The following is a 25468-nucleotide window of genomic DNA, read 5'->3' as shown; positions in this document are numbered from 1 at the left end:
AGCTCGGCCCTGCGCCCGGGGACACACGGTCAGCGGATCGGCATGCCCGACAGGGTGCGGGCGATCACCAGGCGCTGGATCTCGCTGGTGCCCTCGAAGATGGTGTAGATCGCCGCGTCCCGGTGCATCCGCTCCACCGGGTACTCACGGGTGAAGCCGTTGCCGCCGAGGATCTGGACGGCCTGGGCGGTGACCTTCTTCGCGGTCTCGCTCGCGTACAGCTTGGACATCGAGCCCTCGGCCGAGGTGAACGGCTTGCCCGTGGTCGCCATCCACGAGGCGCGCCACACCAGCAGCCGGGCCGCGTCGATCTGCGTACGCATGTCGGCGAGCTGGAAGGCGATGCCCTGGTTGTCGATGATGGGCCGGCCGAACTGGGTGCGGGTCTTCGCGTAGTCCAGCGCCACCTCGTACGCGGCACGGGCGGTGCCGACCGCCATGGCGCCGACCGCGGGGCGGGACGCCTCGAAGGTGGCCATCGCCGCGTTCTTCACCCGCTCACCGCCGGAGGCGGCGCGCTCGCGGGCCCGTGCCAGGCGCTGGTCGAGCTTCTCCTTGCCGCCGAGCAGGCAGTGGCCGGGAATCCGGACGTCCTCCAGGACGACCTCGGCGGTGTGCGAGGCGCGGATGCCGTGCTTCTTGAACTTCTGGCCCTGGGAGAGGCCGGGGGTGTTCGGCGGCACGATGAACGAGGCGTGCCCCTTGGAGCCCAGCTCCGGGTCGACCACGGCGACGACGACGTGGACGTTGGCTATGCCGCCGTTGGTCGCCCAGGTCTTGGTGCCGTTCAGCACCCACTCGTCCTTGGCCTGGTCGTACACCGCGCGGGTGCGCATCGAGGCGACGTCGGAACCGGCGTCCGGCTCGGAGGAGCAGAAGGCCGCGACCTTGACGTCGTCGGCGTCGCCGTACATCTGCGGGATCCAGGTGCCGATCTGCTCCTCGGTGCCGTTGGCGAGGACGCCCACGGCCGCCAGGCCCGTACCGACGATGGACAGGGCGATGCCCGCGTCCCCCCAGAAGAGCTCCTCCATGGCCATGGGGATACCGAGGCCCGTAGGGTCGAAGAACTGCTGGGCGTAGAAGTCGAGGGAGTAGATGCCTACCTTGGCCGCCTCCTGGATGACGGGCCAGGGCGTTTCCTCACGCTCGTCCCACTCGGAGGCCGCCGGACGGATCACATCCGCTGCGAAGCCGTGAAGCCAGTCACGGACCTGCTTCTGGTCATCGTTGAGTTCGAGCGTGAACTCGGACATGTTCCCCTCCACGTACTGCTGTGAAAAACCACTCGTTACTTGCGGTAACCGCAGTCTGTTACCGACAAGTAGCCTCTGTCAACCGTCGGGGTTCGGATCCGCGCCGCGTTGGGCAGGGTGTTACGTTGCGCAGGCAGGACGCAATATGCACGGCCAGGGGCGGGGAGAGGCGACATGGAGAGCACACGACAGGCAGAGCGACAGCGGACAGCGGCCGAGAGCCGCCGCCGCGAGCTGCTCGAAGCCGCCGACCGCGTGGTGCTCAGGGACGGGCCCGGGGCCTCGATGAACGCCATCGCGGCGGAGGCCGGGATCACCAAGCCCATTCTCTACCGGCACTTCGGCGACAAGGGCGGCCTCTACCGCGCCCTCGCCAAGCGCCACACCGACGCCCTGCTGATCGCCCTGCGCGCCGCGCTCGACGCCCCCGCCGAGCGCCGCCGGCGCGTCGAGTCGACGCTCGACACCTATCTCGCGGCCATCGAGGCCCGCCCGCAGGTCTACCGCTTCCTGATGCACCCGTCCGACGACGCGGCGCCCTCGACGGAGCAGGGCTTCGACGTCGGACGGCACTCGGCACCGCTGCTGCGCCGGCTCGGCGAGGAACTCGCCCTGGTGATCGCCGAGCGGGTCGACCTCGGCCCGGACAGCGAGGCCATGGCCCGCATCTGGGGCCACGGCATCGTCGGCATGATGCACGCGGCGGGCGACTGGTGGCTGGGCGAACGCCCCTGCTCCCGCGAGCAGTTGGTGAGCAGCCTGGCCGATCTGCTGTGGGGCCGGCTCTCCGCCGCGGGCGACCGGCCGGGCGGCCCCGGATTCTGAGCGGCCGTCGGGCGACCTCCGGTCGGGACCTCCCGACAGCCTCAGACCTCGGACGTGGCCCGACCGGTGCGCGCCCAGGGCGCCCGGCGGGCCGCCCGCAGCGCCCTTCTGCGGCGCAGCCCGGTCAACCGGTCCGTGTAGACCTTGCCTTCGAGATGGTCGCACTCGTGCTGCAGGCAGCGCGCGAAGAACCCGGTGCCGGTGACCCGGACCGGCTCGCCGTCGGCCGTGAAGCCCTCGACGACGGCCCGGTCGAACCGCGGGGTGCCCGCTTCGAGGCCGGGCAGCGAGAGGCAGCCCTCCGGGCCGCGTACGGTGATGCCGTCGGCCTCGACGAGCCTGGGGTTGACGAGGTGCCCGAGGTGACGGATGTCGTCGTCGTCCGGGCAGTCGTAGACGAACACCCGCAGGGGGACGCCGATCTGGTTGGCCGCGAGGCCGACGCCCTCGGCCGCGTACATGGTGGCGTACATGTCCTCGACGAGCCGGGCGAGCGTGGGACCGAAGTCGGTGACGGGTTCACAGCTCCCGTGCAGCACCGGATCACCGAGCAGGCTCATGGCACGAATCAGTCCGGAACTGCCGGGGATCGGGCGGTTTCGCATGGCCGCAATCGTACGTTCCACGTGACCTCCACCTTCCCGGCGGTGCCAGGGTGCGGCCGTCGCGCCGGACATCGATAGGCTGGGCGTGGACCGATGCAAGGAGGATCTAGGACGATGGCAGGCAACACGGAGCCGCTGTCGCCACGGGCCAAGCTGGCCGTGACGGCGGGCAAGGCCGCGGCGGCGGTGTCACGCGCCGCTGGGCGCGGCAGCGGATCGGTGATCGGCGGCCGGGTGGCGCTCAAGCTCGACCCCGACCTGCTGGGGCGGCTGGCGCAGCACCTGGACGTGATCCTCGTGTCGGCGACGAACGGCAAGACGACGACCACCCGGCTGATCGCCGAGGCGCTGCGGGCCGCGGGCCCGGTGGTGTCGAACGCGCTCGGCGCCAACATGCCGGCGGGCATCACCTCCGCGCTGGCCGGCGGCTCGGACGCGCAGTACGGCGTGATCGAGGTGGACGAGAAGTACCTCGCCGGGGTCGCGCGCGACACGACGCCCAAGGTGATCGCACTGCTCAACCTCTCCCGCGACCAGCTGGACCGCGCGGCGGAGACCCGGATGCTGGCGGAGAAGTGGCGTGAGGGGCTGTCCGGTTCGAAGGCCGTGATCGTCGCGAACGCCGACGACCCGCTGATCGTCTGGGCGGCGTCCTCCTCCCCCAATGTGGTGTGGGTCGCGGCGGGACAGGCGTGGAAGGACGACGCCTGGTCCTGCCCGTCCTGCGGCGGTGTGATGCAGCGCCCCGGCGACGACTGGTTCTGCGGCGAGTGCGGATTCCGCCGGCCCGCTCCCAGCTGGGTCCTGCACGGCGACTACGTCCTGGACCCGCACGGTTCGGCGTGGCCGATCCACCTCCAGCTGCCCGGCCGCGCCAACAAGGCCAACGCCACCAGCTCCGCCGCCGTGGCCGCCGTCTTCGGTGTGCCGCCGCAGGTCGCGCTGGAGCGCATGTACCAGGTGCAGGCCGTCGCGGGCCGCTACGACGTGGTGTCCTTCCTCGGCCGTGAGCTGCGGCTGCTGCTGGCGAAGAACCCGGCGGGCTGGCTGGAGACGTTCTCCCTGATCGACCCGCCGCCCACGCCGGTGATCCTCTCCGTCAACGCCCGCGGCGCGGACGGCACGGACACCTCCTGGCTGTGGGACGTGGACTACACCCAGCTCGCCGGTCACCCGATCTTCGTGCTCGGCGACCGCAAGCTGGACCTGGCGGTCCGGCTCGAAGTGGCCGGTCTCGACTTCCGGGTCTGCGAGAACCTCGACGAGGCCGTGCAACAGGCCCCACCCGGCCGTATCGAGGTCATCGCCAACTACACCGCCTTCCAGGATCTGCGCCGTCGTGTCGGCAACTGACCCCGGCCCCGGCCACCTCCGGAGAGGACGAAGCATGAGCAACGGTCTGCGTCTGGTCTGGGTCTACCCCGACCTCCTCAGCACCTACGGCGACCAGGGCAACGCGCTGGTGGTGGAGCGCCGGGCCCGGCAGCGCGGTCTCGACGTGCAGCGCGTCGACGTGCGCAGCGACCAGCCGGTCCCGACGTCCGGCGACATCTATCTGATCGGCGGCGGCGAGGACCGGCCGCAGCGGCTCGCGGCGGAGCGGCTGCGCCGCGACGGCGGGCTCAGCCGGGCCGCGTCGAACGGCGCGATCATCTTCTCGGTCTGCGCGGGTTACCAGATCCTCGGTCACGAGTTCATCAACGACCTCGGTGAGCGCGAGCCCGGTCTGGGGCTGCTCGACGTGGTCTCCACCCGCGGCGAGGGTGCCCGGTGCGTCGGTGACGTACTGGCCGACATCGACCCGCAGCTCGGCCTGCCGCCGCTGACCGGGTTCGAGAACCACCAGGGCGTCACGCATCTCGGCCCGACGGCACGGCCGTTCGCCCGGGTGCAGCTCGGCCGGGGCAACGGCACCGGTGACGGCACCGAGGGCGCGTACAACGACACCGTCTTCGGTACGTACATGCACGGCCCCGTCATGGCGCGCAACCCGCTGATCGCGGACCTGCTGCTGAAGCTGGCCCTCGATGTGAACGCCCTGCCGCCGACGGACGACCGCTGGTACGAGGCGCTGCGCGCGGAGCGCATCGCGTCGGCGACACAGCCTGCCTGATGAGGCGGTTTTCGCTCGTCTGAGCGGAGTCCAGCAGGCGGACGCCCGGTTCGGTCCCGCCACCCTGCGCCGGTAGGGTGGCAGGGATCCAACCGGACGACGTGGTCCGGTCGTCGGCCCACGTTGCAAAGGTTTCCCGGGCAATGCGAATTGGTGTTCTCACCTCCGGCGGCGACTGCCCCGGCCTCAATGCCGTCATCCGTTCCGTCGTTCATCGCGCGGTGGTCGACCACGGCGACGAGGTCATCGGCTTCCACGACGGCTGGAAGGGCCTCCTGGAGGGCGACTACCGCAAGCTCGACCTCGACGCGGTCGGCGGCATCCTCGCCCGGGGCGGCACGATCCTCGGGTCCTCCCGTGTCCAGCCCGCCCATCTGCGCGGCGGTGTGGAGCAAGCCAGGGGCCATGTCGCCGAACTCGGTCTCGACGCGATCATCCCGATCGGCGGCGAGGGCACGCTGAAGGCGGCCAACCTGCTCTCCGAGGCGGGGCTGCCGATCGTCGGCGTACCGAAGACCATCGACAACGACATCGCCTCCACGGATGTGACCTTCGGCTTCGACACCGCCGTCGGTGTCGCGACCGAGGCACTCGACCGGCTCAAGACGACCGCCGAATCGCACCAGCGGGTGCTGATCGTCGAGGTCATGGGCCGCCACACCGGCTGGATCGCCCTGCACTCGGGCATGGCCGCCGGCGCGCACGCCATCGTCGTGCCGGAGCGCCCCTTCGACATCGACGAGCTGACCGAGGTGGTCGGCCGGCGTTTCTCGGCCGGCAAGAAGTTCGCGATCGTCGTCGTCGCCGAGGGCGCCAAGCCCCGCGAGGGCACGTCGATGGAGATCGAGCAGGGCACCAAGGACATCTACGGGCACGAGCGGTTCGCCGGCATGGCCACGCAGCTCTCCGGCGAGCTGGAGCGGCGCCTGGGCAAGGAGGCCCGCCCGGTGATCCTCGGCCATGTGCAGCGCGGTGGCACCCCGACCGCGTACGACCGGGTGCTCGCCACCCGCTTCGGCTGGCACGCGGTGGAGGCGGCGCACCGCGGCGAATTCGGCATGCTGACGGCGCTGCGCGGCACGGACATCGTGATGGTGCCGCTGAGCGAGGCCGTGGAGACGCTGAAGACGGTCCCGGCCGAGCGGTACGCCGAGGCGGAGTGCGTGCTCTGAGCGACGCCCAGGGTCTTTCGTTTGGATCAGGCCGGATCCGGCACCGGGGCACGCGAGCCCGGCATGGTCCAAACGAGAGGCCCTGGTCCTTCGGACTGCCCCCGCCCGCAGCTGCGGCCGGGGGCAGTTCTACTCTGGTCGGGACAACCGGCACGAAACGGGGATGCCCCCAGCAGGAGTGAACAGATGGATCACAGCGGGCACGGCATGAACATGGATCTGCCGCCGTTCACGCTGGGACGTGGGCTCCAATTCTCCGCGGACCCGTTCTTCCTCATCAGCTGCGTTCTCGGCATCGGCCTGTACGCGTACGCCGTGCTGCGACTGCGCAGACGCGGGGACGACTGGCCGGTCGGCCGGATCGTGTTCTTCGTCGTCGGCGTGCTGAGCATCGCCCTGGTGATGTGCACCAGGCTCAACGACTACGGCATGGTCATGTTCAGCGTGCACATGGTGCAGCACATGGTGATCAGCATGCTGTCGCCGATCCTGCTGCTGCTGGGCGCTCCGGTGACGTTGGCGCTGCGTGCGCTGCCGGTCGCGGGCCGTGGTCGCACGGGGCCTCGCGAGCTGCTGCTCAAGCTGCTGCACAGCCGGTACATGAAGATCATCACGCATCCGGCCTTCACGATCCCGCTGTTCATCGCCAGCCTGTACGGGCTGTACTTCACCCCGCTCTTCGACTTCCTGATGGGCTCGAAGACCGGTCACATCGCGATGATGGTGCACTTCCTCGCGGTCGGCCTGGTGTTCTTCTGGCCGATCATGGGCGTCGACCCGGGGCCGCACCGCCCCGGCTATGTGATGCGGATGCTGGAGCTGTTCGCCGGGATGCCGTTCCACGCGTTCTTCGGTATCGCGCTGATGATGGCGACCACCCCGATGGTGGGGACGTACCAGAATCCGCCGGCGTCGCTGGGCATCGACGCGCTGAGCGATCAGGGCTGGGCGGGCGGTATCGCCTGGGCCTTCAGTGAGATCCCCTCGGTGCTGGTGCTGATCGCGCTGGTCTTCCAGTGGTACCGCTCCGAGCAGCGGACGGCGAAGCGCTCGGACCGCCGGGCCGACCGGGACGGTGACCAGGAGCTGCAGGCGTACAACGCCTATCTCGCCTCATTGCAGGCGCGCGGGCAGTAGCGGTGGGCATGCCTCAGGGGTGACGATGGCATCCACGGCCGCACGGCCGATGAGGAGGGTGCGGGCATGTCCGGATCCACGAAGGCCATGGGAGTGCTCACGCTGACCGCCCTGGTCGTGGTCACCGCCTACACGGTGGCCCTGGGGAGCAGCGGCTGGCTCTGGTTCGGTTGGGTGGTGCTCGGCCTGATCACCCTGGGGATGGCGGCGACGCGCGAGTCCTGACCCCGGGAAGCCACGCGGGCGGCGCCCCGTTCCCGGGGCACCGCTCGGCAGGTGTTGCCTCAGGCCTCCTGGAGCCCTGGATGACCGGCCTCGGTCACGTAGGAGGTCCGGGTCGAGATGGGTGCGCCGGGGGTGGTGACGTACGGCAGCACCTTGAAGTCGGCGCGGCAGCTGTCACGGGTCAGCGAGCAGTGCACGTATCCGCGCTGGAAGTTCGTGAACTTTATGTGCTCGTTGGCCGCGAGCAGCCTGGCGCCGGAGGGGTCCAGGTCCATTCCGTCCTTGGTGGTGGAGATGGACGAACCGACGAATTCGACACCGAGCGTCGGTGATTCCGGATCGTCGAAGTTCTGCTTGAGATCGGCGGCGAGGTGGCGGTGCATGTCGCCGGTCAGGACGACCGGGTTGCTCACACTGCGGTCGGTGAGCTCCTTGAACAGCCGCTGGCGGGCGTCCACGTAACCGTCCCAGAAGTCCATCACGAATGCCTGGCCGGGGCCGGGGTCGGTGTCGACCTGGGTCACGGGGATCTGCTGGGAGATCATGTTCCACGTCGCGTCGGAGCGTCCGAGGCCGTTGAAGAGCCACTGTTCCTGCTCGGGGCCGAGGATGGTGCGGCCCGGTGTCAGCCGTTCGTCGCAGCCGCTCTTGGTGCCGTCGCCGCAGGGCTGGTCGTCGCGGAAGAGCCGGGTGTCGAGGATGTGGAAGGTGGCCATCCGCCCGTAGCGCAGACGGCGGTACATGCGTGCCTCGAAGCCGTTCGGCTTGTTCGGCAGCCGCAGCGGAAGGTGCTCGTAGTACGCCTGGAAGGCCGCCGCCGCGCGCTCGCGGAAGACCGCCGGGTCCTGGTCGGGCTCGGTGTCGGCCTTGGACTTGTCGCGCGCCCAGTTGTCCTCGACCTCGTGGTCGTCCCAGACGACGGCGAACGGGTGGGCCTGGTGGGCGGCGATGAGGTCGGGGTCGAAGCGGTGCAGGGCGTGGCGGTTGCGGTACTGGACGAGGTTCATCGGCTCGGGCCGCAGCTCGGCGGCCACGGGGACGTTGCGCACGCCCCCCATGGCGTCGATGGCGTTCTCGTAGATGTAGTCGCCGAGGTGCAGGACCAGGTCGACGTCCTCCTCGGCGAGGTGCCGGTAGGCGGTGTAGAAGCCCTCGAACCACGCCTGGCAGGAGACGAAGGCGAAGTCGAGCTCCCTGGGCCGGCTGTTCGGCGGGGGCGCGGTGCGGGTGCGGCCGACCGGGCTGTGGACGCGGCCGGCGCGGAAGCGGTAGTAGTAGTGCCGGTCCGGCTGGAGTCCGGAGACCTCCACGTGGACGGAGTGAGCGAGTTCGGGCACCGCCCGGGTCCGTCCCCGGCGTACGACGGACCGGAAGCGGTCGTCGCGGGCGACCTCCCACTGCACGTCGACGGCGTACGGCGGCATGCCGCCGCTGCCGTCGGGCGCGAGGGGCTGGGGGGCGAGGCGGGTCCACAGGACGACCCCGTCCGGCCACGGATCGCCGGACGCGACGCCGAGGGCGAACGGGTCCTCGTGGAAGGGTGTGTCACCCCAGGCCCGGCCGGCCGACAGACCGGACGCCGCCAGGGCCATGCCGACCGTTCCGCCGAGCATCACCCGTCTTCCGAACCCTCCGGTACCACTTGACGCTCTGTTCATTTGCATGAAACTCGTCCCTTCGTCGGGCGGGATTCCGTCCGGTACGAGATGGGATCGGCGCGTGATTTCACGCCCGTCCATGTGGTAATCACAGGGTGAATATCACAGAGGAAACACACGCCACAAGACCACCTACGAGTGGTCATATTGCCGTTCACAGGCGGTTAGTTGAGGAGACATCAGCCCTTCTCCGACGCGACCGATCCCAGGTCGGCAACACCCTTGACACCCCTGAGGGCGGCTCATAGTCTCCACGCCACAGAATTAACGTTAGATTTCACATCGGGAAATTCGGTGCGACGGAAGGACGTGTTCGTGTCCGGTTCCCCGGCAGCGGGTGTCCCCGCCCGCCGCCCCGCCGAAGGGCCGGTGACCGGCCGGCCGGAGGCCCGGAGGCTGCGTCCGTACGCCCTGCGGTGCGAACACCGCACCACCCCGCTGGGGATCGACGAACCCGCGCCCCGGCTCTCCTGGCGGCTGGCCTCCGACGTTCGTGGCGACGACCCGGTGGCCTACCGGGTCCGCGTCACCGAGCACACCGGGGATCCGGACGGGGGCGGCCGACCCCTCTGGGACACCGGCCGGGTGGCCGATCCCGGCGCCACGGCCGTCGACTACGCCGGTCCGGCGCTGCCGGGCCGTACGCGCTTCCACTGGCGGGTCTCGGTGTGGCCGGCCGGATCGGACACGCCCGTCGAGGACAGCTCGTGGTTCGAGACCGGCTTCATCCGGACCGACGAGTGGCGGGCCTCGTGGATCACCCACGACCCGCGCCCGGTCGATGTCATGGACGCGCCCACCGAGGGCGAGTTCGCCCTCGACGACCACGGGCTCGCCCCGTGCCCGGTGCTGCGCCGGGCCTTCACCGCGTCGGCCGGCACCCGGGCCAGGCTGTACGTCAGCGCGCGCGGCCTGTACGAGGTCCGGCTCAACGGCGAACGGGTCGGTGACGCCGAACTCGCGCCCGGCTGGACCGACTACCACCACCGCGTGCAGTACCAGACGTACGACGTCACCGCATCGCTGCGGGACGGCGAGAACGTCCTCTCGGCCACCGTCGCCGACGGCTGGTGGAGCGGATTCGTCGGCTTCGAGCCGCGCCGGTCCGGGGCCCACTACGGCTCGTACCCCCAGTTCCTGGCCGAACTCCACCTGACCGGGGCGGACGGCCGGGGCTCCGTGCTGGTCACCGACGACACCTGGCGCACCGCCACCGGGGTGATCCGCCACGCGGATCTGCTGATGGGCGAGTGCCATGACCTCCGGCGCTCCGCCGATGGCTGGGAGCTGCCCGGCTTCGACGACTCCGGCTGGTCCCCCGCCCAGGTCACCGACGCCGATCACCGCCTGCTGGTGGCCTCCGCCGACGAGCCCGTGCGGGCGATGGCCGAACTGCGCCCGCGCTCGGTCGAACGCGTCTCCCCCGGCACCCACGTCGTCGACTTCGGCCAGAACCTCGCCGGACGTGTACGGCTGACGGTGCGCCGGCTCGCGGCCGGGGCCCGGGTGGTGATCCGGCACGCCGAGGTCCTGGACGGGGCGGGGCGGCTCTACACCGCCAATCTGCGCACGGCCGCGGCGACCGATGTGCTCGTCGGGGACGGGCGCGAGCACATCGTGTTCGAGCCGCGCTTCACGTATCACGGGTTCCGGTACGCGGAGATCAGCGGCGTGCCCGAGCTGGCCGAGGCCGATGTCGTCGCCGTGGCACTGCACAGCGACACCCCGTGGGCCGGGGAGTTCGACTGCTCGGACGCCGAGCTGAGACGGCTCCACGACTGTGTGGCGTGGGGGCAGCGTTCGAACTTCGTGAGCGTGCCCACGGACTGTCCGCAGCGCGACGAGCGGCTCGGCTGGCTCGCGGACGCGCAGGTCTTCCTGCCCACGGCCGCGCTCAACGCGGATGTCGCCGCGTTCTTCACCAAGTGGCTGCGCGATGTCGACGACGCCCGCACCCCTGACGGCGGCTTCACCAATGTCGCTCCGCGCCTCGTGGGCGTCGCGGACGAGGGGGCGCCCGGCTGGGCCGATGCGGGGGTGATCATCCCGTGGCACCTCTACCGCGTCTACGACGACCCGCGGTTCCTCTCCCGGGCCCTGGAAGGCATGTGCGCCTGGGTCGACCTGATCCATCGCCACAACCCCGGTCTGATCTGGCGCGACCGGGTGGGCCCGCACTTCTCCGACTGGCTCGCCCCGGGCACCCCCACCCCGCGCGACGTGATCGCGACCGCGTACTTCGCGCAGAGCGCCCGGCTCACCGCGCAGGCCGCCGATGTGCTCAGGCAGAAGGACACCGGCGAGCGCTACCACCGGCTGGCGGACGACGTCCGCAGTACGTTCACCGAGCAGTTCGTGACGTCCCGGAATGCCGCGGACGGCCTGTCCGTACGCGTCGCCGGTGACACCCAGACCGGGTATCTCGTCGCGCTCGCCTTCGATCTGCTGCCCGCCGGGCTCGCTGAGGCGGCCGCCCGCCGTCTCGCCGAACTCATCGAGTCGGCCGGACCCGCCCTGCTGACGGGATTCCTCGGGGTGGCGCTCGCCGCGCCCGTCCTCGACGACCACGGACGGGCCGACCTCGCCCATGCGCTCCTGCTCCGCGACGAGGTGCCTTCGTGGCGGTTCCCGCTGCGGCACGGCGCCACCACGATCTGGGAACGCTGGGACGGCTGGACCCCGGGCACGGGCTTCCGGGCACCGTCGATGAACTCCTTCAACCACTACGCGCTCGGCTCGATCGGCGAATGGCTCTACCGCGGTGTCGCCGGCCTGGACCAGGCGCCGGACTCCACGGGATACCGGCACCTGCGGATCCGGCCGCGCCCCGGCGGCCTGCGCCACGCGAGCGCCCACCACGAGTCCGTGCGCGGCACCGTGAGGGTGACCTGGGAGCGGCAGGGCGACCGGATCTCCCTGCGTGTCCAGGTGCCGCCCGGCGCCACCGCCGATGTGCACGTGCCCACCACGGACCCCGGCTCGGTCCGCGAATCGGGCCTGGTGCCGGGCGCCGACGACCGCCACATCACGCTGATCGCGACCGCCTCCGACCACGTGGTCCACCGCGTGTCCTCGGGCGCCTACCGCTTCACCGCGGCCCATCCTCCGGTGGACTGCCACGCGGGGCCGCCCGGGGCTGAACTGCCGCTGTCGCTCGCCCCGAGCCGACGCACATCAGGACCGGCGACGAAACCTTCGTTCGCCCGTTCGTACGAGGAGGACACACCATGACGACGGGTTCTCGCTTCCGGCCGGGCCGAAGCACGGTCGGCCGCCGGGGCTTTCTCCGGATCGGCGGCGGGGTCGCGGCGCTCGCCGCCCTGCCGCCCGCTCTGACCGCCTGCTCCGACTCCGGCGGCGGTTCCGGCAAGCTGCGCGTCGTCGGCGTCGCCGACCAGCAGAAGCCGATACAGGAACTCGTCGGCCTCTACCGCAAGTCCCACCCCGACGACACGTTCGCCACCTCCTTCGCACCCACGGACCAGGTCCAGACGGTGCTGCGCACCCAACTCGCCGGGGGCAACGCCCCGGATGTGCATGTGCTCTATCCGGGCAGTGGCAGCGCCATGTCCATGGTCGAGCTGGCCAAGGCCGGACTGCTCGCCGACCTCAGCGAGCAGGCGTGGACCAAAGAGGTTCCGGCGAACTTCCACCCCGCTTACCGCCGCGAAGGAAAAACGTATCTTTACTCGGCGGGCAGCAGCGCCATCGGCGCCATCTACAACAAGAAGGCCTTCGCCGAGGCCGGGGTGGAACCGCCCCGGACGTGGAGCGAACTCCTGGATGTCTGCGCCAAGTTGAAGGCCAAGGGCATCGTCCCGATCGCACTCGGCGCACAGACGGCCTGGGTCACCCAGCTGATCACGTACGCGCTGGTCCCCAACGCCGTCTATGCGAAGAACCCCGGGTTCGACGCCGAGATGGCCTCCGGCAAGGCGCACTTCCGCGGCTCCGGGTGGGCCGACGCCCTGGGCAAGTACCAGGAACTCCAGCGCCGGGGCTTCTTCAACGAGAACCCCAACGGAACGACGTACGAGCAGCAGACCTCGATGGTCGCCGGCGGCAAGGCCGCCATGGCCGTCCAGGTCTCCGCCGTGCTCGCCAACTTCCGCCAGGCCGCCCGGACTCCGGAGGACCTCGGCATGTTCCCCTTCCCCGGTGGTGACGACCCCGCGAAGCTGTGGATCCCGGCGGGCATCGTCGTCGGGCTCGGCGTCTCGGCACGGTCCAGGAAGTCGGCGGCGAAGGCGTTCATCGAGTTCCTCGGGAAGCAGGAGAACGTCGACCGCTGGGCACAGTCCGTGGCCGCGATCCCGTTCAAGCGCAATGCCTCGACGAAGATCGACCCGGTCCTCTCAGACTTCCTGCCCATCATCGACGACAACCGGGCGGTCCCCTTCATGGACCAGAGCTGGCCCAACGCCGAGGTGCAGCCCGCCCACTTCGCCGCAGTGCAGAATCTGCTCGCCGGGAAGACGGACGTCGACGGCGCCCTGGGACAGATGGACGAGGCCTACGGGAAGAAATCGTGACGAGCACCCCCCAGAAGACCGTCCCCGGCGTGGTCACGGCGGCCGGGGACGTTCCACGAACGGGTCACGGCCGGCCGGCCCGGCGCCGCGACCACACCGTCCCGCCCTGGCTCTTCGTCGTCCCGGCCCTCGTCGTCTACGCCGTCGTCGTGCTCTACCCGAGCCTCGCCGGGGTGATGTACGCCTTCACCGACTGGTCTGGCATCGGCGGCTTCACCTTCACGGGCCTGGACAATTTCCGCGCCCTGCTCGACGACGGCCGCGCCCTGGAGTCCGTCACCAACACCCTGCTCCTGACCATCGCCGTGGTCGTCGTCCAGAACGGCATCGGCCTGCTGCTGGCGCTCGGTGTCCACGCCAACATCAAGTCCCGCGCGGTGCTGCGGCTGATCTTCTTCGCACCGGCCGTGGTCAGCCCCGTCATGGTCGCGATCCTGTGGAAGTACGTCTACAACCCGGAGAACGGCGCCGGGCTCAACGGGCTGCTCGGCGCCGTCGGACTGGGCGGGCTGCGTCAGGACTGGCTCGGCAACCCCTCGCTCGCCCTGTGGTCCGTCGCGGCGATGGTCGTGTGGCAGTACGCGGGCTACTCGATGGTCGTCTTCCTGGCCGGGCTCCAGGGTGTGCCCGCCGAACTCCACGAGGCCGCGAGGATCGACGGGGCGGGTTCCTGGCAGCGCTTCCGCTATGTCACCTGGCCGCTCCTGGCCCCGGCGCTGACGATCAACCTGATGCTGTCGACCATCGGCGGTCTCAAGCTCTTCGACCAGGTCTACGCCGCCACCAACGGCGGTCCCGGCACCTCCAGCGAGACCCTGTCGACCGTCCTGTACAAGGAGGCGTTCGTCTACGGGAAGTTCGGCTACAGCACCGCCGTGGCCCTGGTCCTCGCGCTGTTCGTCGCCGCGGTCTCCCTGGTCCAGCTCCGTTATCTGCGTGCGAGGGAGGTCACCGCGTGAGCGTCACAACGGCCCGCGGACCGGTGAACCGGAAGGCCGGCCGCGGGGGCCGCAGACCGCGGTACGGGCAGTACGCCCTCGAACTGGTCATGATCGCCGTCGCCGTCGTCTTCCTGTTCCCGGTGTACGCCCTGATCACCCTGGCGATGAAGGACCCCCGGCAGATCTCCGAGTCGCCCCTCTCGCTGCCCTCGCCGCCCACCTTCGGCAACTTCGGCGACGCCTGGTCCTCCGCGTCGCTGGGGCCCGCACTGCTCAACAGCACGGTCATCACCGTCGTCAGTCTGCTGCTCCTGATCGTCGTCGGTTCCACCGGGGCCTACTACCTCGCGCGGTGCGCCCGCGGCCTCGGCTACGGGCTGTACATCCTGTTCCTGCTGGGCATCGTGCTGCCGTTCCAGCTCGGCATGATCCCGCTGTACAAGCTCGTCGACGACCTCGGCTGGCTCGGCACGTACCAGGGCATGGTGCTCTTCTACACCGGCATCCAACTGCCGTTCACCGTCTTCCTGTACACCGGATTCATCCGCGCGCTGCCGCAGGACTACGCCCAGGCCGCGCTGATCGACGGCTGCAACCACCGGCAGGCGTTCACCCGGATCGTCTTCCCGCTGCTGCGCCCCATCACCGGCACCGTGATCATCCTGAACGCGGTGTTCATCTGGAACGACTTCTTCACACCGCTGCTCTACCTGGGCGGTTCCGACAAGGAGACCGTGCCGGTGGGCATCTTCGCGTTCGTCGGCCAGTACGTTTCGGACTACGGGCTCGTCTTCGCCGGACTGGTGCTCGCCGCACTGCCGATCCTGATCGTCTTCGTGGTCCTCCAGCGCTATGTGATCAAGGGCTTCGCGGGCGGCCTCAAGGGCTGAGGACCTCTCATGGCACATCCGGGTGATCCGCTCCTCCCGCCGAGCGTCGCGGCGGTACTCGCCGGGCCCCCGCGCGCCTTCTCGCCCGTCGCGATCTGGTGGTGGAGCGGGGAACGGCTCGACCGGACGCGGCTGCGGGCGCAGCTGGAGCACTTCGCCGAGGGCGGGGTGCACAATCTGGTGCTCCTCAACCTGGCGCCGTCGGGTCCGCTGTTCGGCTCCGACGCCGACGACCCGCCGTTCCTCTCCGACGCGTGGTGGGCGCTGCTCGACGGGGTGTGCGACGACGCCCGTGAGCTGGGCGTACGGCTCTGGTTCTACGACCAGCTCGGCTTCTCCGGCGCCGATCTGCAGGCCTGCATCGTCGACGAGCGGCCCGCGTACGCCGGTCGCCGGCTCGGCCGGGTACGGGCCGTGGTCGAGTCCTCGGCGGAGCGCGCCGGCGAGCTGCGGTGTCCGCCCCGGGGCCGGCCGCTCGCGGGCCGTGCCGAACCGCTCGACGCCGACGGCCGGAGCACCGGCCCGGCGGTAGCGGTGACGGTGGCCGACGGGGTCCTGCGGGCGCCGGGCGCCGGCCGCTGGCGGCTGACGCTCCATCACCACGAGGCACTCGGCTTCGACTACCTGGGCGCCGAGGCGTGCGCGGCGCTGCTGGACCAGGTGCACGGGGAGTTCGAGCGCCGGCTCGGTGACCGGCTCGGGTCCGTCGTGGCCGGCTCGTTCCAGGACGAACTGCCGTCCCTGCCCACCTGGTCCGCCGGTTTCGCCGACGCCTTTCTGCGTCTTCGCGGGTACGACATCACCGAGCGGCTGGACGCCCTGTACGAGGACTGCGCGGACCGGGACGTGCACCGGGTCCGGCGCGACTACCACCTGACCCGTGCCGAACTGGCCGAGGAGGCGTTCTTCCGGCCGCTGGCCGCCTGGCACGAGCGGCACGGGCTGCTCATCGGCTGCGACCAGCAGGACCCGGCCCGCGCCGGACATCCGGTCGCGGGCGTGGAGCTGTACGCCGACTACGCGCGGACCCATCGCTGGTTCTCGGCGCCCGGCTCCGACCATCACGGGGACGCCCGCGTCCACTCCTCGCTCGCCCACCTCTACGGCCGTCCCCGCACCTGGGTCGAGGCGTTCCACTCCACCGGCTGGGGCGGCACCCTGGAGGAGACCTTCGACTGGCTGCTCCCCTGGCTCCGTGCCGGTGCCACGCTGTACAACCCGCATGCCGTCTACTACACGACCAAGGGCGGCTGGTGGGAGTGGGCGCCGCCCGCGACCGACTGGCGCCAGCCCTACTGGCGCCACCACCGTGTGTTCGCCGACGCCGTGACCCGGCTCTGCGCGATCCTGGGCCTCGGTCACCATCTGTGCGACGTCGCGGTCCTGCTGCCCACCACCACCGCCCAGGCGGGCACCGCCCTGGACAGCGTCGGTGAGGCGGCGTCCCGCGCCCAGTCGGCCTATCTCGAACTCATCGGGGACATAGCCTGGTTCCGCACCCGGCCGGGCGTCCTGGACCGGCTCGGTCTCGACACCGACGTCATCGACGACGCCTCGGTGGCCCGGGCCCGCGTCTCGCGGCTCGACGACGGCGTACGGCTGCGGGTCGCGGACGAGGCGTACTCGACGATCGTGCTTCCCTCGTGCACCGTCCTCGAACGGGAGACGGCCGAGCGGCTCGTCGAATTCGTCTCCGCCGGCGGTCGGTTGATCGCCTGGGGCGAGCTCCCCGAACAGCTCGTGGGCTCCGGGCCGTCCACTGCTGCGGACGGGCTGCGGGCGTGTTTCGCGGACGGCCGGGCCGTGCACGTACCCCGGACGGACGACCCGGCCCGTTCGCTCGGTGCCGCTCTCGGCGGGGTACGGCCCGTCGTCCGCGCGCCGGTGCCCGCGCTCGCGCGGCGGGTCGACGGCGCCACGGTGGTCTTCCTGACCGCGGCCGCCCCGCGGGCGACCCGTGCGGAAGTCGCCGCCCCCGACGAGCGGGGCGCCGCCCTGGGCTGGCTGGACGTCCGTTACGACTTCGACCCCGCCCGCTACGCGCGGCGCGCCCTGGTCCGGGTGCGGGACGTGGCGGGCCCGGCCGTTCTGGTGGACCCGTTCGGCGGCGCTTCCCGGCGGCTGCCGGTGCGGCCCGTCGTCGACGAGCCCCGAACCGTCGAGGTCGACGTCCCGTTCGACACGGGCCCCGCGGCCGTGCTGGTCTTCCCGGCCGCGCAGGGCCGGGAGCCGGACGGGCCCGTGGTTTCCGGCGCCCGGCCGTCCACCGCCACCACCGTCGAGATCCCCCCGGACGCGGAGTGGGACATGGTGCTCGTGCCCACGCTCGACAACACCTGGGGCGACTTCGCCCGCCCGGCGACCGGTCCCCCCGCCGGCCCGGCCGTCACCGAGTGCCGTACCTTCCGGCACCGGGCGGAGGCGGCCGGTGAGGACGGCGTCCGGGACGGCTGGGCATCGGCGCCTCCCGGCTCCGGTCCGCCACCGGCCACGGTCCGCGCGACATTCGGACCGCGCGCGCTGGTGCTCCGCGAGGGGCCCGGCCGGGACGGCCCGTCGGTACTGGAATGGTCCGAGACCCTGGGCGTGCACAAGGACCCGGTGCATCGTGCGGTCCTGGGACCGAAGGGGCATGTGCCGGAGGAGTTCGCGCACATCGGCCGTGCGGTCGCCGGAGAGGTGGTGCGGCTGAGCGCGGCGATGCACCTGGGCGAGGACTTCGACGGGCACCTCGCGATCGGGGCGGCGGCGGCGAAGCGGGTCCGGCTCGACGGTGTTCGCGTGGCGCTCGACGACGGGGGTCATCTCGCGATGGGCCCGGTACGGACGACGGCCGGAGTCCATCTCCTGGAACTGGAACTGACACCCGATCAGGACTGTGACCTGCGGGCGCACCTGGCGCTCGTGCGTGACCCCGGGCACTACCGGCGCCCGGAGTGGATCCACGCGCCCGGGACCATGGGTACGACGCTGCGACTGACCGCGCTCCCCGCCCGCGCAGTCGTCCAGGTCGCGTCCAAGGTGCCCTGCGCACTGCGGGTGAACGGCCGGCTCATGGGCAGACAGGGCGGCTTCGACCCGTACGCCGAGCACGCGGTGCCACGCGTACGGCGGCACGACGTGGCGGCGGCGCTGCGGGTCGGCGACAACCACATCACGGTCGAGGCGTCCGGCGACGGCGAGCGCGCGGTCCTGGTGGACGCGCTCATCAACGGTGCGGACGGTGCGGACGGCGAGTCCGTCGCGACGCTGCACAGCGACGCCCGCTGGTGGGCCGAGGGGCCGCAGGGCCGCGAGCCGGTCCGGGTGCGCCGTGAGCCGGTGGGAGACCCCGCCGCGCTGTGTCTGCGCCGCCGCCCGCATCCGCTGCCGGGTGCCTCCTGGCTGGACCCGGAGGCCGACGACGGCACGGTGGTTCCGGTCCGGTTCGCGGTTCCGGGGCGGCGGGGCGGCTTGGAGTGGCTGTGGTGCGAACTTCCGCCCGGAACAACCCGTTTGACGGCGCAGGTGTACGGCGAGGTCACCGTCCACGTGGACGGCGCCGAGTGCCCCGCCGACGTGAGCGCCACCGATGCCCGGGGGGTGCGCACCGTGACGGCCGATCTGCCGCCCGGTGACCGTGGCGGGCCGCGGACGGCGGCACTGCGGGTCCGGACCCGCCCGGGGTACGAGGGTGGGGCCGCGCTGGCCGGTCCGGTGCGCTGCGTGGTCGGCCCCGGGCGGATCCGGCTCGGCGACTGGGAGGGTCAGGGGCTGGCCGAGTACAGCGGCGGGGTCCGGTACGGCCGCGAGGTGACCGTGCCGGCCGGGGCCGTCGCGGGACGGGTGTCGCTCGACCTCGGGCGGGTCCGGGGGACGGCGGAGGTACGGGTCGGTGGCGTCGTGGCGGGGGTGCGGGTGTGTTCCCCGTACGTGTTCGATCTGACGGGTCTGGTCGTGCCGGGGGCCAACGCCCTGGAGATCACCGTGTTCGGGACGTTGGCACCCCGCCTGGACTCGACGAGCCCGACCCACTTCGTCTTTCCCGGTCAGCGCGTCAGCGGTCTGCTGGGTCCGGTACGGCTGCGCACCGAGCGGGGGTGACGGGTCCTACTTCTCTCCCGTCAGCATCGGCAGCAGCAGCGCGGCCGACCAGCTGAAGCCGGGCGAGTTGAGGGGCGCCCCGGTGGTGGGGTCGTAGTTCTCCATGACCGGTCCGTCTCCCGTGAGGCCCGAGGCGTGGGTGAGGAGCCGGTCCGTCAGGGCGTCCGCGTCCTTGCCGTAGCCGTAGCGGCGCAGGCCGCCGAGGGCGAAGTAGGCCTGGTCGAACCAGACGGGGCCGCGCCAGTACGCGGTCGGCGAGAAGTAGGGCGAGCTCTTCGACACGGTCGGGAAGGGCACGGTGGTGGCGAACTCCGCCGGGTCCGTCAGCTTGTCGCGCACGGCGCGGGCCTGCGCGGCGGACGCCGTTCCGGTCCACAGCGGGACGGCGCCCTCGATGCCGCGGCCGCGGGCCGTGAGCGGTGCGCCGGTGCCGAGCGCGGTGTCGTGGAACCAGCCGTCCGAGGGGTCGTACATCGTCGTGCGGACGGCGGCGGAGGTGGCGGCGGAGCGCTGCTTCCAGTGCCTGGCGTGGGCGCCCCGGCCGATCGCTCCCGCGATGCGGGCCAAGTAGCTCTGGTCGGCGGCGAGATAGGAGTTCAGGTCGACGGATTCCTGGTCGACGGAGTAGCCGAGGAGCGTTCCGTCGGCGGCCCTGTTGGCGACGGTGCCGGTGCCGAGGGTGGCGTCGAAGCGGGGCGCGTTGTCCATGCCGCTCTCCCAGGCCGCGGCGAGCCGCCGTTGCTCGGGGGAGTCGTTGGCCGGGTCGACGGTGGCGCCGTACTCGGCGAGCCCGTCGCGGTCGTGGTCCCGGTTGCGGTACCACCAGTCCTGGTACGCGACGAGCTTCGGGTACATCTCGCGCAGGAACGCCCGGTCCCCCGACTTCGCGTACACCTCCCACACTGCCCAGGCGGCCAGCGGGGGCTTGGAGTTGCGCTCGTTCCAGTTGCCGCCGCCGCGTTCGGGGTCGTTGTAGAAGATGACGTCGGGGATCATCCCGGCGTCCTGGGGGCGGTTCGCGGAGTCGGGGAGGATCTGCCAGTCGAACATGGAGCGGATCTGCGACTGGGCCAGCTCGGGTGCGAAGCGCGCCGTGCCCACCGCCTGCTTCCAGGTGTCCCAGGCCCAGATGCCGCCGGTGAACCACTTGTAGGAGATGGACGGAGTGATGCCGTCGTGCTTGATCTGTCCCGCCGCGCCGCGCCAGTTGGTGACGAGGGTCTGGAGGGACTTCACGGCCGTGCGCCGCCGGTCGGCCGGGACGCCCCGGGTCACCCCGGCGACATAGCCGCGCCAGCGCGCGTCCGACGCGGACACGACGGCGGCGGGGCGGGCCAGTACGTCGCGGACCCTCGCCTTCTCCTTCGTGCGCTCGGCGGCGGTGAAGGTGTAGGACTCGGTCCAGTCGAAGCTGTGCGAGCGGCCGGGCGCGAGGGTCACCGGCCGCGCCGCCTCGGTGCGGTAGGTGTCGCCGTCCACGGTCGTGCGGACGCGGTCCTTGTGGGTGACCTCGAAGCGTTCCGTGCCGTCGGTGAGGTAGTCCCAGGTCTCGCGTACCTTCGCGAAGTCGACCCCGACGCCGGAGCCGGTGGCGGTCAGCGACGGCGCGTCGCGCATCGGCTTGTCGGCGGGGCGCAGCAGGGTGCCCGTCCAGTCGGCGCCCAGTGTGCGGGTTGCGGGGCCGGTGTTGCGGACCTCGGCCCTGATCAGGGCGGTGCGGTCGGTGGCGAAGCGGAGTTCGAGGGTGAGCCGCAGGCCGCGGCCGAGGTCGTAGGACTGGAGGAGGCGGCCCGGGAGCGAGGTGGAGCGGGGGGCGCCGCCGCCGGCCAGGTCCATGGGCCGGCCGTGTTCGGTGAGGCGGATGCGGCTGAAGGACTTGCTGAGCCACCAGGGGTATTCCTGGGCGATGTAGAGGGGTCCGGAGAAGCCGCCGTAGGCGTCCTCGTCCCCGGTCTCCGGCAGTGCGTAGGCGTGCCAGGCGCCCCGGTCGGCGAAGACGGTGACGGGGTTGTTGTCCTCGTCGTCGCCGGGCTCGGCGGCGGCGGGGGTGCCGTGCAGATCGAGGACGTCGGCGTAGGCGGGCGGGGGTTCCGGGTGCCCGTGGGCTGCGGCCGTCTGCGGTACGGCGAGGGCGCCGCCGGCGAGCAGGAGCGCGGTCAGGGCGCCGATGGGGCGGTGTGCGGTCAGGTGTCGGTCTCTGCGGCGGGTCATTTCGCGGTCCCTTCCGGGGAGTCGGTGGCAATGCGCAGAACGGCGGCGCCGAGCGGGCCGAGGTCGATGTGGTCGCGGACAGCGGCTCCGGTGAGCAGATCGGTGCCGCCGGCCCCGTGGCAGCCGGTCAGTGGCGTCCGGGTGTCGTGGTCGGTGTGGTTGAGGACGAAGAGGTACGTGCCCTGCGCGCCGGAGCGTACGGTCGCCTCGACGCCCTCGGGGACGTCGAGCACGGGGCGTACGCCCGCCGCCCGCAGCGCTTCGTCGAGCACGGCCGCGATGCCGTCGCCGAGGTGGGCGCTGATGTACCAGGCGGTGCCGGTGCCGTGGCGGTGGCGGGTGACGGCGGGGCGGCCCGCCAGTTCGCCGGCCGCGTACGAGTCGACGGTCTCCGTGTCCGGGCCCTCGGGCTCGATCCACTCGCTCCACAGGGTGGCCCGTGCGCCGGAGGCGAGCGGCAGCTCCGTACCGTCGGGGATCGGCCAGAACTCGTCGACGGAGACACCGAGTACGTCCCGCAGCGGTCCCGGTGCGCCGCCGTCGTGGATGTGGTCGTGGCCGTCGACGACGCCGCTGAAGGGCCCGCAGACGAGGTGGCCGCCGCCGTGCACGTAGGCGGTGATGCGGGCGGCGTTCTCGGTCCGCAGCAGGTGGAGGTTGGGGGCGAGGACGGCCCGGTAACCGTCCAGGTCCGCGTGCGGGGGCACGAAGTCGACGGAGACTGCGCGGGCGTGGAGCGCCGCGTACCAGGGGTGCAGCAGCTCGCGCCAGCGCATCCGGGCGGAGGGGTGGTCCTCGGCCTCCAGGGCCCACCACGAGTCCCAGTCCAGGACGATCGCCACGTCGGCCGGGGTGGTGGTGCCGGTGATCTCGCCGAGCCGGGCGAGTTCGGCGCCGAAGCGGACGGTCTCGCGCCAGCCCCGGGAGGCGGTGCCGCGGTGCGGGAGCAGTGCGCTGTGGTACTTCTCCGCGCCGGCGCGGGAGGCGCGCCACTGGAAGTACATGATGCCGTCGGCGCCGCGGGCCAGTGCCTGGAGCGACCAGAGGCGTTGCACTCCGGGCTTCTTGGGGACGTTGACCGGACGCCAGCTGACGGCGGATGGTGCCTGTTCGAGGAGCAGCCAGGGCCGGCCGCCCTTGAGGGAGCGCATGAGGTCGTAGTTGAGCGAGGCGTTGACGTGGGCGTGCGGGTCGGCGGGGTCCGGGTAGGCGTCGTCGGAGACGAGGTCCTCGTGCTCGGCCCACTTCCAGTAGTCGAGTGCCTTGAACATCGACATGAAGTTGGTGGTGGCCGGGATGTCCGGGCTGATCTCCCGCAGTGCCTCGCGTTCTGCGCGGTGGCATTCGAGAAGGGCGTCGGAGCAGAAGCGGCGCCAGTCCAGGAGTTGTGTCGGGTTGACCGGTCCGGGTGCGGTGCGCGGCGGTTCGATCTCCTCGTGACTGCCGTAGCGCTGCGACCAGAACGCGGTGCCCCAGGCGTGGTTGAGGGCGTCGACGGTGCCGTAACGGTCGGTGAGCCAGGCGCGGAAGTGGTCGGCGGAGCGGGCGCAGAAGCACTCGGTGACGTGGTCGCCGTACTCGTTGTGGATGTGCCACAGGGCGAGCGCCGGGTGGTGTGCGTAGCGTTCGGCGAGGGTGCGGGTGAGGCGGAGCGCGGCGGCGCGGTAGTCGGGCGAGGAGGGGCAGTAGTGCTGGCGGGAGCCGAATTCGAGGCGTACGCCGTCGGCCGTGACCGGCAGGATCTCCGGGTGGGCGCGGACCAGCCAGGCCGGCGGTGACGCGGTCGCGGTGGCCAGGTCGACGGCGATCCCGTGGACGTGCAACAGGTCAAGGAGCCGGTCGAACCAGTCGAAGTCCCAGGAGTCCGGGCCGGGTTGGAGCCGGGCCCAGGAGAAGACGCCGACGGTCACCATGTTCACACCGGCCTCGCGCATCAGCGCGGCGTCCTCTGCCCAGACCTCCTCGGGCCACTGCTCGGGGTTGTAGTCACCGCCGTAGAGGATGCCCGGGACACGGGGCGGGCGGCTCATCCCTTCACCGCCCCGCCGAGCAGCCCGGCCACGAACTGCCGCTGGAACAGCAGGAAGAGGAGCATCAGCGGGAGCGTGGCGAGGAGCGAGCCGAGCATCAGGCCGGAGTAGTCGACGTGGGAGAGACCGGTGAGGGTGTTGAGCGCGACGGGCACGGTGTACTTGTCCTCCGAGTTGAGCATGAGCAGGGGCCAGATGAAGCTGTTCCACTGCGCCATGAACGTGAAGATGACCAGGGCGCCGAGTTGCGGGCGCACGCACGGCAGCACGACCTGGTAGAAGGTGCGCAGCTCGCCGGAGCCGTCGATGCGGGCGGATTCGAGGAGCTCGTCGGGGAAGTCGACGAAGCCCTGCCGCATCAGGAGGATGCCGAAGGAATTCGCCAGGAACGGCAGGATCACCGCCTGGTACGAGTCGATCCAGCCGACGCTGGCCATCATCTGGAACAGCGGCACGAGCAGTACCTGGAACGGGATCATCATCGTGGCGAGCACGGCGCCGAGCAGCAGACCGCGGCCTCGGAAGCGGTACTTGGCCAGTCCGTAGCCGCACATGGCGGAGATCAGCGAGCTGAGCGCGGTGTGGACGACGGCGATGCCGACACTGTTGAGCAGGACCCGGCCGAAGCCGATGGTGTCCTGGAGCCGCGCGAGGTTGTCGAGCAGCCGGCCGCCGGGCAGGAACGGGGGCGGCGAGTGGAACAGGTCGGAGGTGGAGTGCGTCGCGGCGATCGCCATCCAGAGGAACGGCACCAGGCTGACGACGGCACCGGCCGCGAGCAGCAGCCGCACGGCGTAGCGGCCCAGGCGCCGGACCGGGTGGACGCGTACGGGGGGCTGCTGGAGGGCGGTCACCGGCGGCGCTCCCTTCCGAAGGCGACGTACTGGAGGGCGGAGATCGCGGCGATGAGGGCCACGACCACCCAGGCGATGGCGGCGGCGTAGCCGAAGTCGAGCTGCTGGAAGCCGACCTTGTAGAGGTAGACGACGGGGGTGAGGGTCGCGTCGTCGGGGCCGCCGCGGGTGAGGACGTAGTTCTCGTCGAAGAGCTGGAGTGTTCCGATGGTGGAGGTGATCACGCAGAACAGGACGACGGGACGCAGCTGCGGCAGGATCACCCGGGCGTACGTGGAGAAGGTGGTGGCGCCGTCGATGGCGGCGGCCTCGTACTGTTCCTTGCCGATGGACTGGAGTCCGGCGAGCAGGATGACGGCGTTGTAGCCGGTCCAGCGCCAGGTCAGGGACGCGATCAGGGAGACGCGAGCCCAGGTGGGGCTGTTGAGCCAGTCGACCTGGCCGATACCGGCGGCGCCGAGGATCTGGTTGGCCAGGCCGCCGTCGGTCTTGAGGAGGACCTGGAAGACGACGGCGTACGCGACGAGTGTGGTGACGGCGGGCAGGAAGTAGACCGCCCGCCAGGTGCCGCGGAAGCGCAGCCAGGACTGGTTGAGCAGGACGGCCAGGACGAGGGCCAGGCCGATCATGACGGGGACCTGCACGACGAGAATGACCCCGGTGTTGAACAGGGACTCCAGGAAGGCGGGGTCTTCGATCATCCGCCGGTACTGGTCGAGTCCGGCCCAGCGGGTGGCGCCGGCGTCCTCGGTGGTGAAGCTCTGCAGGAAGCTCGCGCCCAGCGGGTAGGCGAAGAAGAGCACGAAGAGGACGGCCGCCGGTCCGGCGAAGATCCAGGCGGTGGGGCGCCGGCGTCTGCGGCGCGCCGTGGCCGGGGCACGGGGGGCACGGGCGGGGGCGACCGGCCGGTCGTAGGTGGTGTGGACGGCCATCGGG

18 protein-coding genes are annotated in these 25468 nt (G+C 71.3%); 11 read left to right on the top strand and 7 right to left on the bottom strand.

Annotation, left to right across the window (positions count from 1 at the left end; all coding sequences use genetic code 11):
* Positions 1-29 precede the first annotated feature (29 nt).
* Positions 30-1256 carry an acyl-CoA dehydrogenase family protein gene (locus ACFYY7_RS21145; protein ID WP_266735233.1) on the bottom strand — a complete coding sequence of 409 codons (1227 nt, stop codon included), beginning with the start codon at positions 1254-1256 and terminating at the stop codon, positions 30-32.
* Positions 1257-1430: 174 nt separating this feature from the next.
* Here ACFYY7_RS21145 and ACFYY7_RS21140 point away from each other — a divergent pair, with 174 nt between their 5' ends.
* Positions 1431-2081 carry a TetR family transcriptional regulator gene (locus ACFYY7_RS21140; protein WP_266735234.1) on the top strand — a complete coding sequence of 217 codons (651 nt, stop codon included), beginning with the start codon at positions 1431-1433 and terminating at the stop codon, positions 2079-2081.
* Positions 2082-2122: 41 nt separating this feature from the next.
* Here ACFYY7_RS21140 and def read toward each other — a convergent pair whose 3' ends face one another.
* Positions 2123-2686: a peptide deformylase gene (gene def, locus ACFYY7_RS21135; protein ID WP_388663442.1), complete on the bottom strand. Its 564-nt coding sequence runs from the start codon at positions 2684-2686 to the stop codon at positions 2123-2125.
* A 114-nt stretch (positions 2687-2800) separates the two neighbouring features.
* On the opposite strand from def, the gene ACFYY7_RS21130 reads away from it, so the two are divergent.
* From ACFYY7_RS21130 to ACFYY7_RS21110, 5 genes are all read left to right on the top strand, one after another.
* Positions 2801-4039, top strand: a complete 1239-nt coding sequence (locus ACFYY7_RS21130; RefSeq protein WP_189544649.1) for a MurT ligase domain-containing protein — start codon at positions 2801-2803, stop codon at positions 4037-4039.
* A 34-nt stretch (positions 4040-4073) separates the two neighbouring features.
* Positions 4074-4799, top strand: coding sequence for a type 1 glutamine amidotransferase (locus tag ACFYY7_RS21125; protein WP_266735241.1), 726 nt, complete (start codon positions 4074-4076; stop codon positions 4797-4799).
* A 143-nt stretch (positions 4800-4942) separates the two neighbouring features.
* Complete coding sequence (locus ACFYY7_RS21120; RefSeq protein WP_388663440.1) at positions 4943-5971, top strand: 6-phosphofructokinase; 1029 nt, start codon at positions 4943-4945, stop codon at positions 5969-5971.
* 186 nt (positions 5972-6157) lie between these two features.
* Positions 6158-7108 (top strand): cytochrome c oxidase assembly protein, encoded by a 951-nt coding sequence (locus tag ACFYY7_RS21115; RefSeq protein WP_388663438.1) that lies wholly within the window; start codon positions 6158-6160, stop codon positions 7106-7108.
* 66 nt (positions 7109-7174) lie between these two features.
* On the top strand, positions 7175-7333 hold the full coding sequence (locus tag ACFYY7_RS21110) for a hypothetical protein (RefSeq protein WP_107408259.1): 159 nt from the start codon (positions 7175-7177) through the stop codon (positions 7331-7333).
* Positions 7334-7392: 59 nt separating this feature from the next.
* On the opposite strand, the gene ACFYY7_RS21105 is transcribed toward ACFYY7_RS21110, so the two are convergent.
* A complete protein-coding gene (locus ACFYY7_RS21105) occupies positions 7393-8946 on the bottom strand; it encodes an alkaline phosphatase D family protein (RefSeq protein ID WP_388663437.1) in 1554 nt (517 codons plus the stop codon).
* 360 nt (positions 8947-9306) lie between these two features.
* Here ACFYY7_RS21105 and ACFYY7_RS21100 point away from each other — a divergent pair, with 360 nt between their 5' ends.
* From ACFYY7_RS21100 to ACFYY7_RS21080, 5 genes are read left to right on the top strand one after another with little or no spacing between them, the layout of a single operon-like run.
* Positions 9307-12222, top strand: a complete 2916-nt coding sequence (locus ACFYY7_RS21100) for a family 78 glycoside hydrolase catalytic domain (protein ID WP_388663435.1) — start codon at positions 9307-9309, stop codon at positions 12220-12222.
* Positions 12219-13523, top strand: coding sequence for an extracellular solute-binding protein (locus ACFYY7_RS21095; RefSeq protein ID WP_388663434.1), 1305 nt, complete (start codon positions 12219-12221; stop codon positions 13521-13523). The genes ACFYY7_RS21100 and ACFYY7_RS21095 overlap by 4 nt, the downstream gene beginning before the upstream one ends.
* Positions 13520-14482 (top strand): carbohydrate ABC transporter permease, encoded by a 963-nt coding sequence (locus tag ACFYY7_RS21090; protein WP_388663432.1) that lies wholly within the window; start codon positions 13520-13522, stop codon positions 14480-14482. Before ACFYY7_RS21095 ends, ACFYY7_RS21090 begins: the two co-directional genes overlap by 4 nt.
* On the top strand, positions 14479-15354 hold the full coding sequence (locus ACFYY7_RS21085; RefSeq protein ID WP_388663430.1) for a carbohydrate ABC transporter permease: 876 nt from the start codon (positions 14479-14481) through the stop codon (positions 15352-15354). Before ACFYY7_RS21090 ends, ACFYY7_RS21085 begins: the two co-directional genes overlap by 4 nt.
* Positions 15355-15363: 9 nt before the next feature.
* Positions 15364-19437 (top strand): hypothetical protein, encoded by a 4074-nt coding sequence (locus ACFYY7_RS21080; RefSeq protein WP_388663428.1) that lies wholly within the window; start codon positions 15364-15366, stop codon positions 19435-19437.
* Between the two features lie 6 nt (positions 19438-19443).
* Here ACFYY7_RS21080 and ACFYY7_RS21075 read toward each other — a convergent pair whose 3' ends face one another.
* From ACFYY7_RS21075 to ACFYY7_RS21060, 4 genes are read right to left on the bottom strand one after another with little or no spacing between them, the layout of a single operon-like run.
* The gene (locus ACFYY7_RS21075) at positions 19444-21648 is read right to left on the bottom strand and encodes a trehalase family glycosidase (protein ID WP_388663426.1); all 2205 of its coding nucleotides are present in this window, start codon (positions 21646-21648) and stop codon (positions 19444-19446) included.
* Positions 21645-23678, bottom strand: coding sequence for a beta-galactosidase (locus ACFYY7_RS21070; RefSeq protein ID WP_388663424.1), 2034 nt, complete (start codon positions 23676-23678; stop codon positions 21645-21647). Before ACFYY7_RS21070 ends, ACFYY7_RS21075 begins: the two co-directional genes overlap by 4 nt.
* On the bottom strand, positions 23675-24532 hold the full coding sequence (locus ACFYY7_RS21065; protein ID WP_388663422.1) for a carbohydrate ABC transporter permease: 858 nt from the start codon (positions 24530-24532) through the stop codon (positions 23675-23677). The genes ACFYY7_RS21070 and ACFYY7_RS21065 overlap by 4 nt, the downstream gene beginning before the upstream one ends.
* A complete protein-coding gene (locus tag ACFYY7_RS21060) occupies positions 24529-25464 on the bottom strand; it encodes a carbohydrate ABC transporter permease (RefSeq protein ID WP_388663420.1) in 936 nt (311 codons plus the stop codon). Before ACFYY7_RS21060 ends, ACFYY7_RS21065 begins: the two co-directional genes overlap by 4 nt.
* Between the last annotated feature and the right edge of the window lie 4 nt (positions 25465-25468).

This window comes from Streptomyces sp. NPDC001933 (assembly GCF_042890955.1).
Lineage (GTDB): Bacteria > Actinomycetota > Actinomycetes > Streptomycetales > Streptomycetaceae > Streptomyces.
The sequence above is the reverse complement of the archived record's forward strand: the minus strand, read 5'-3'. Positions and strand labels throughout refer to the sequence as shown.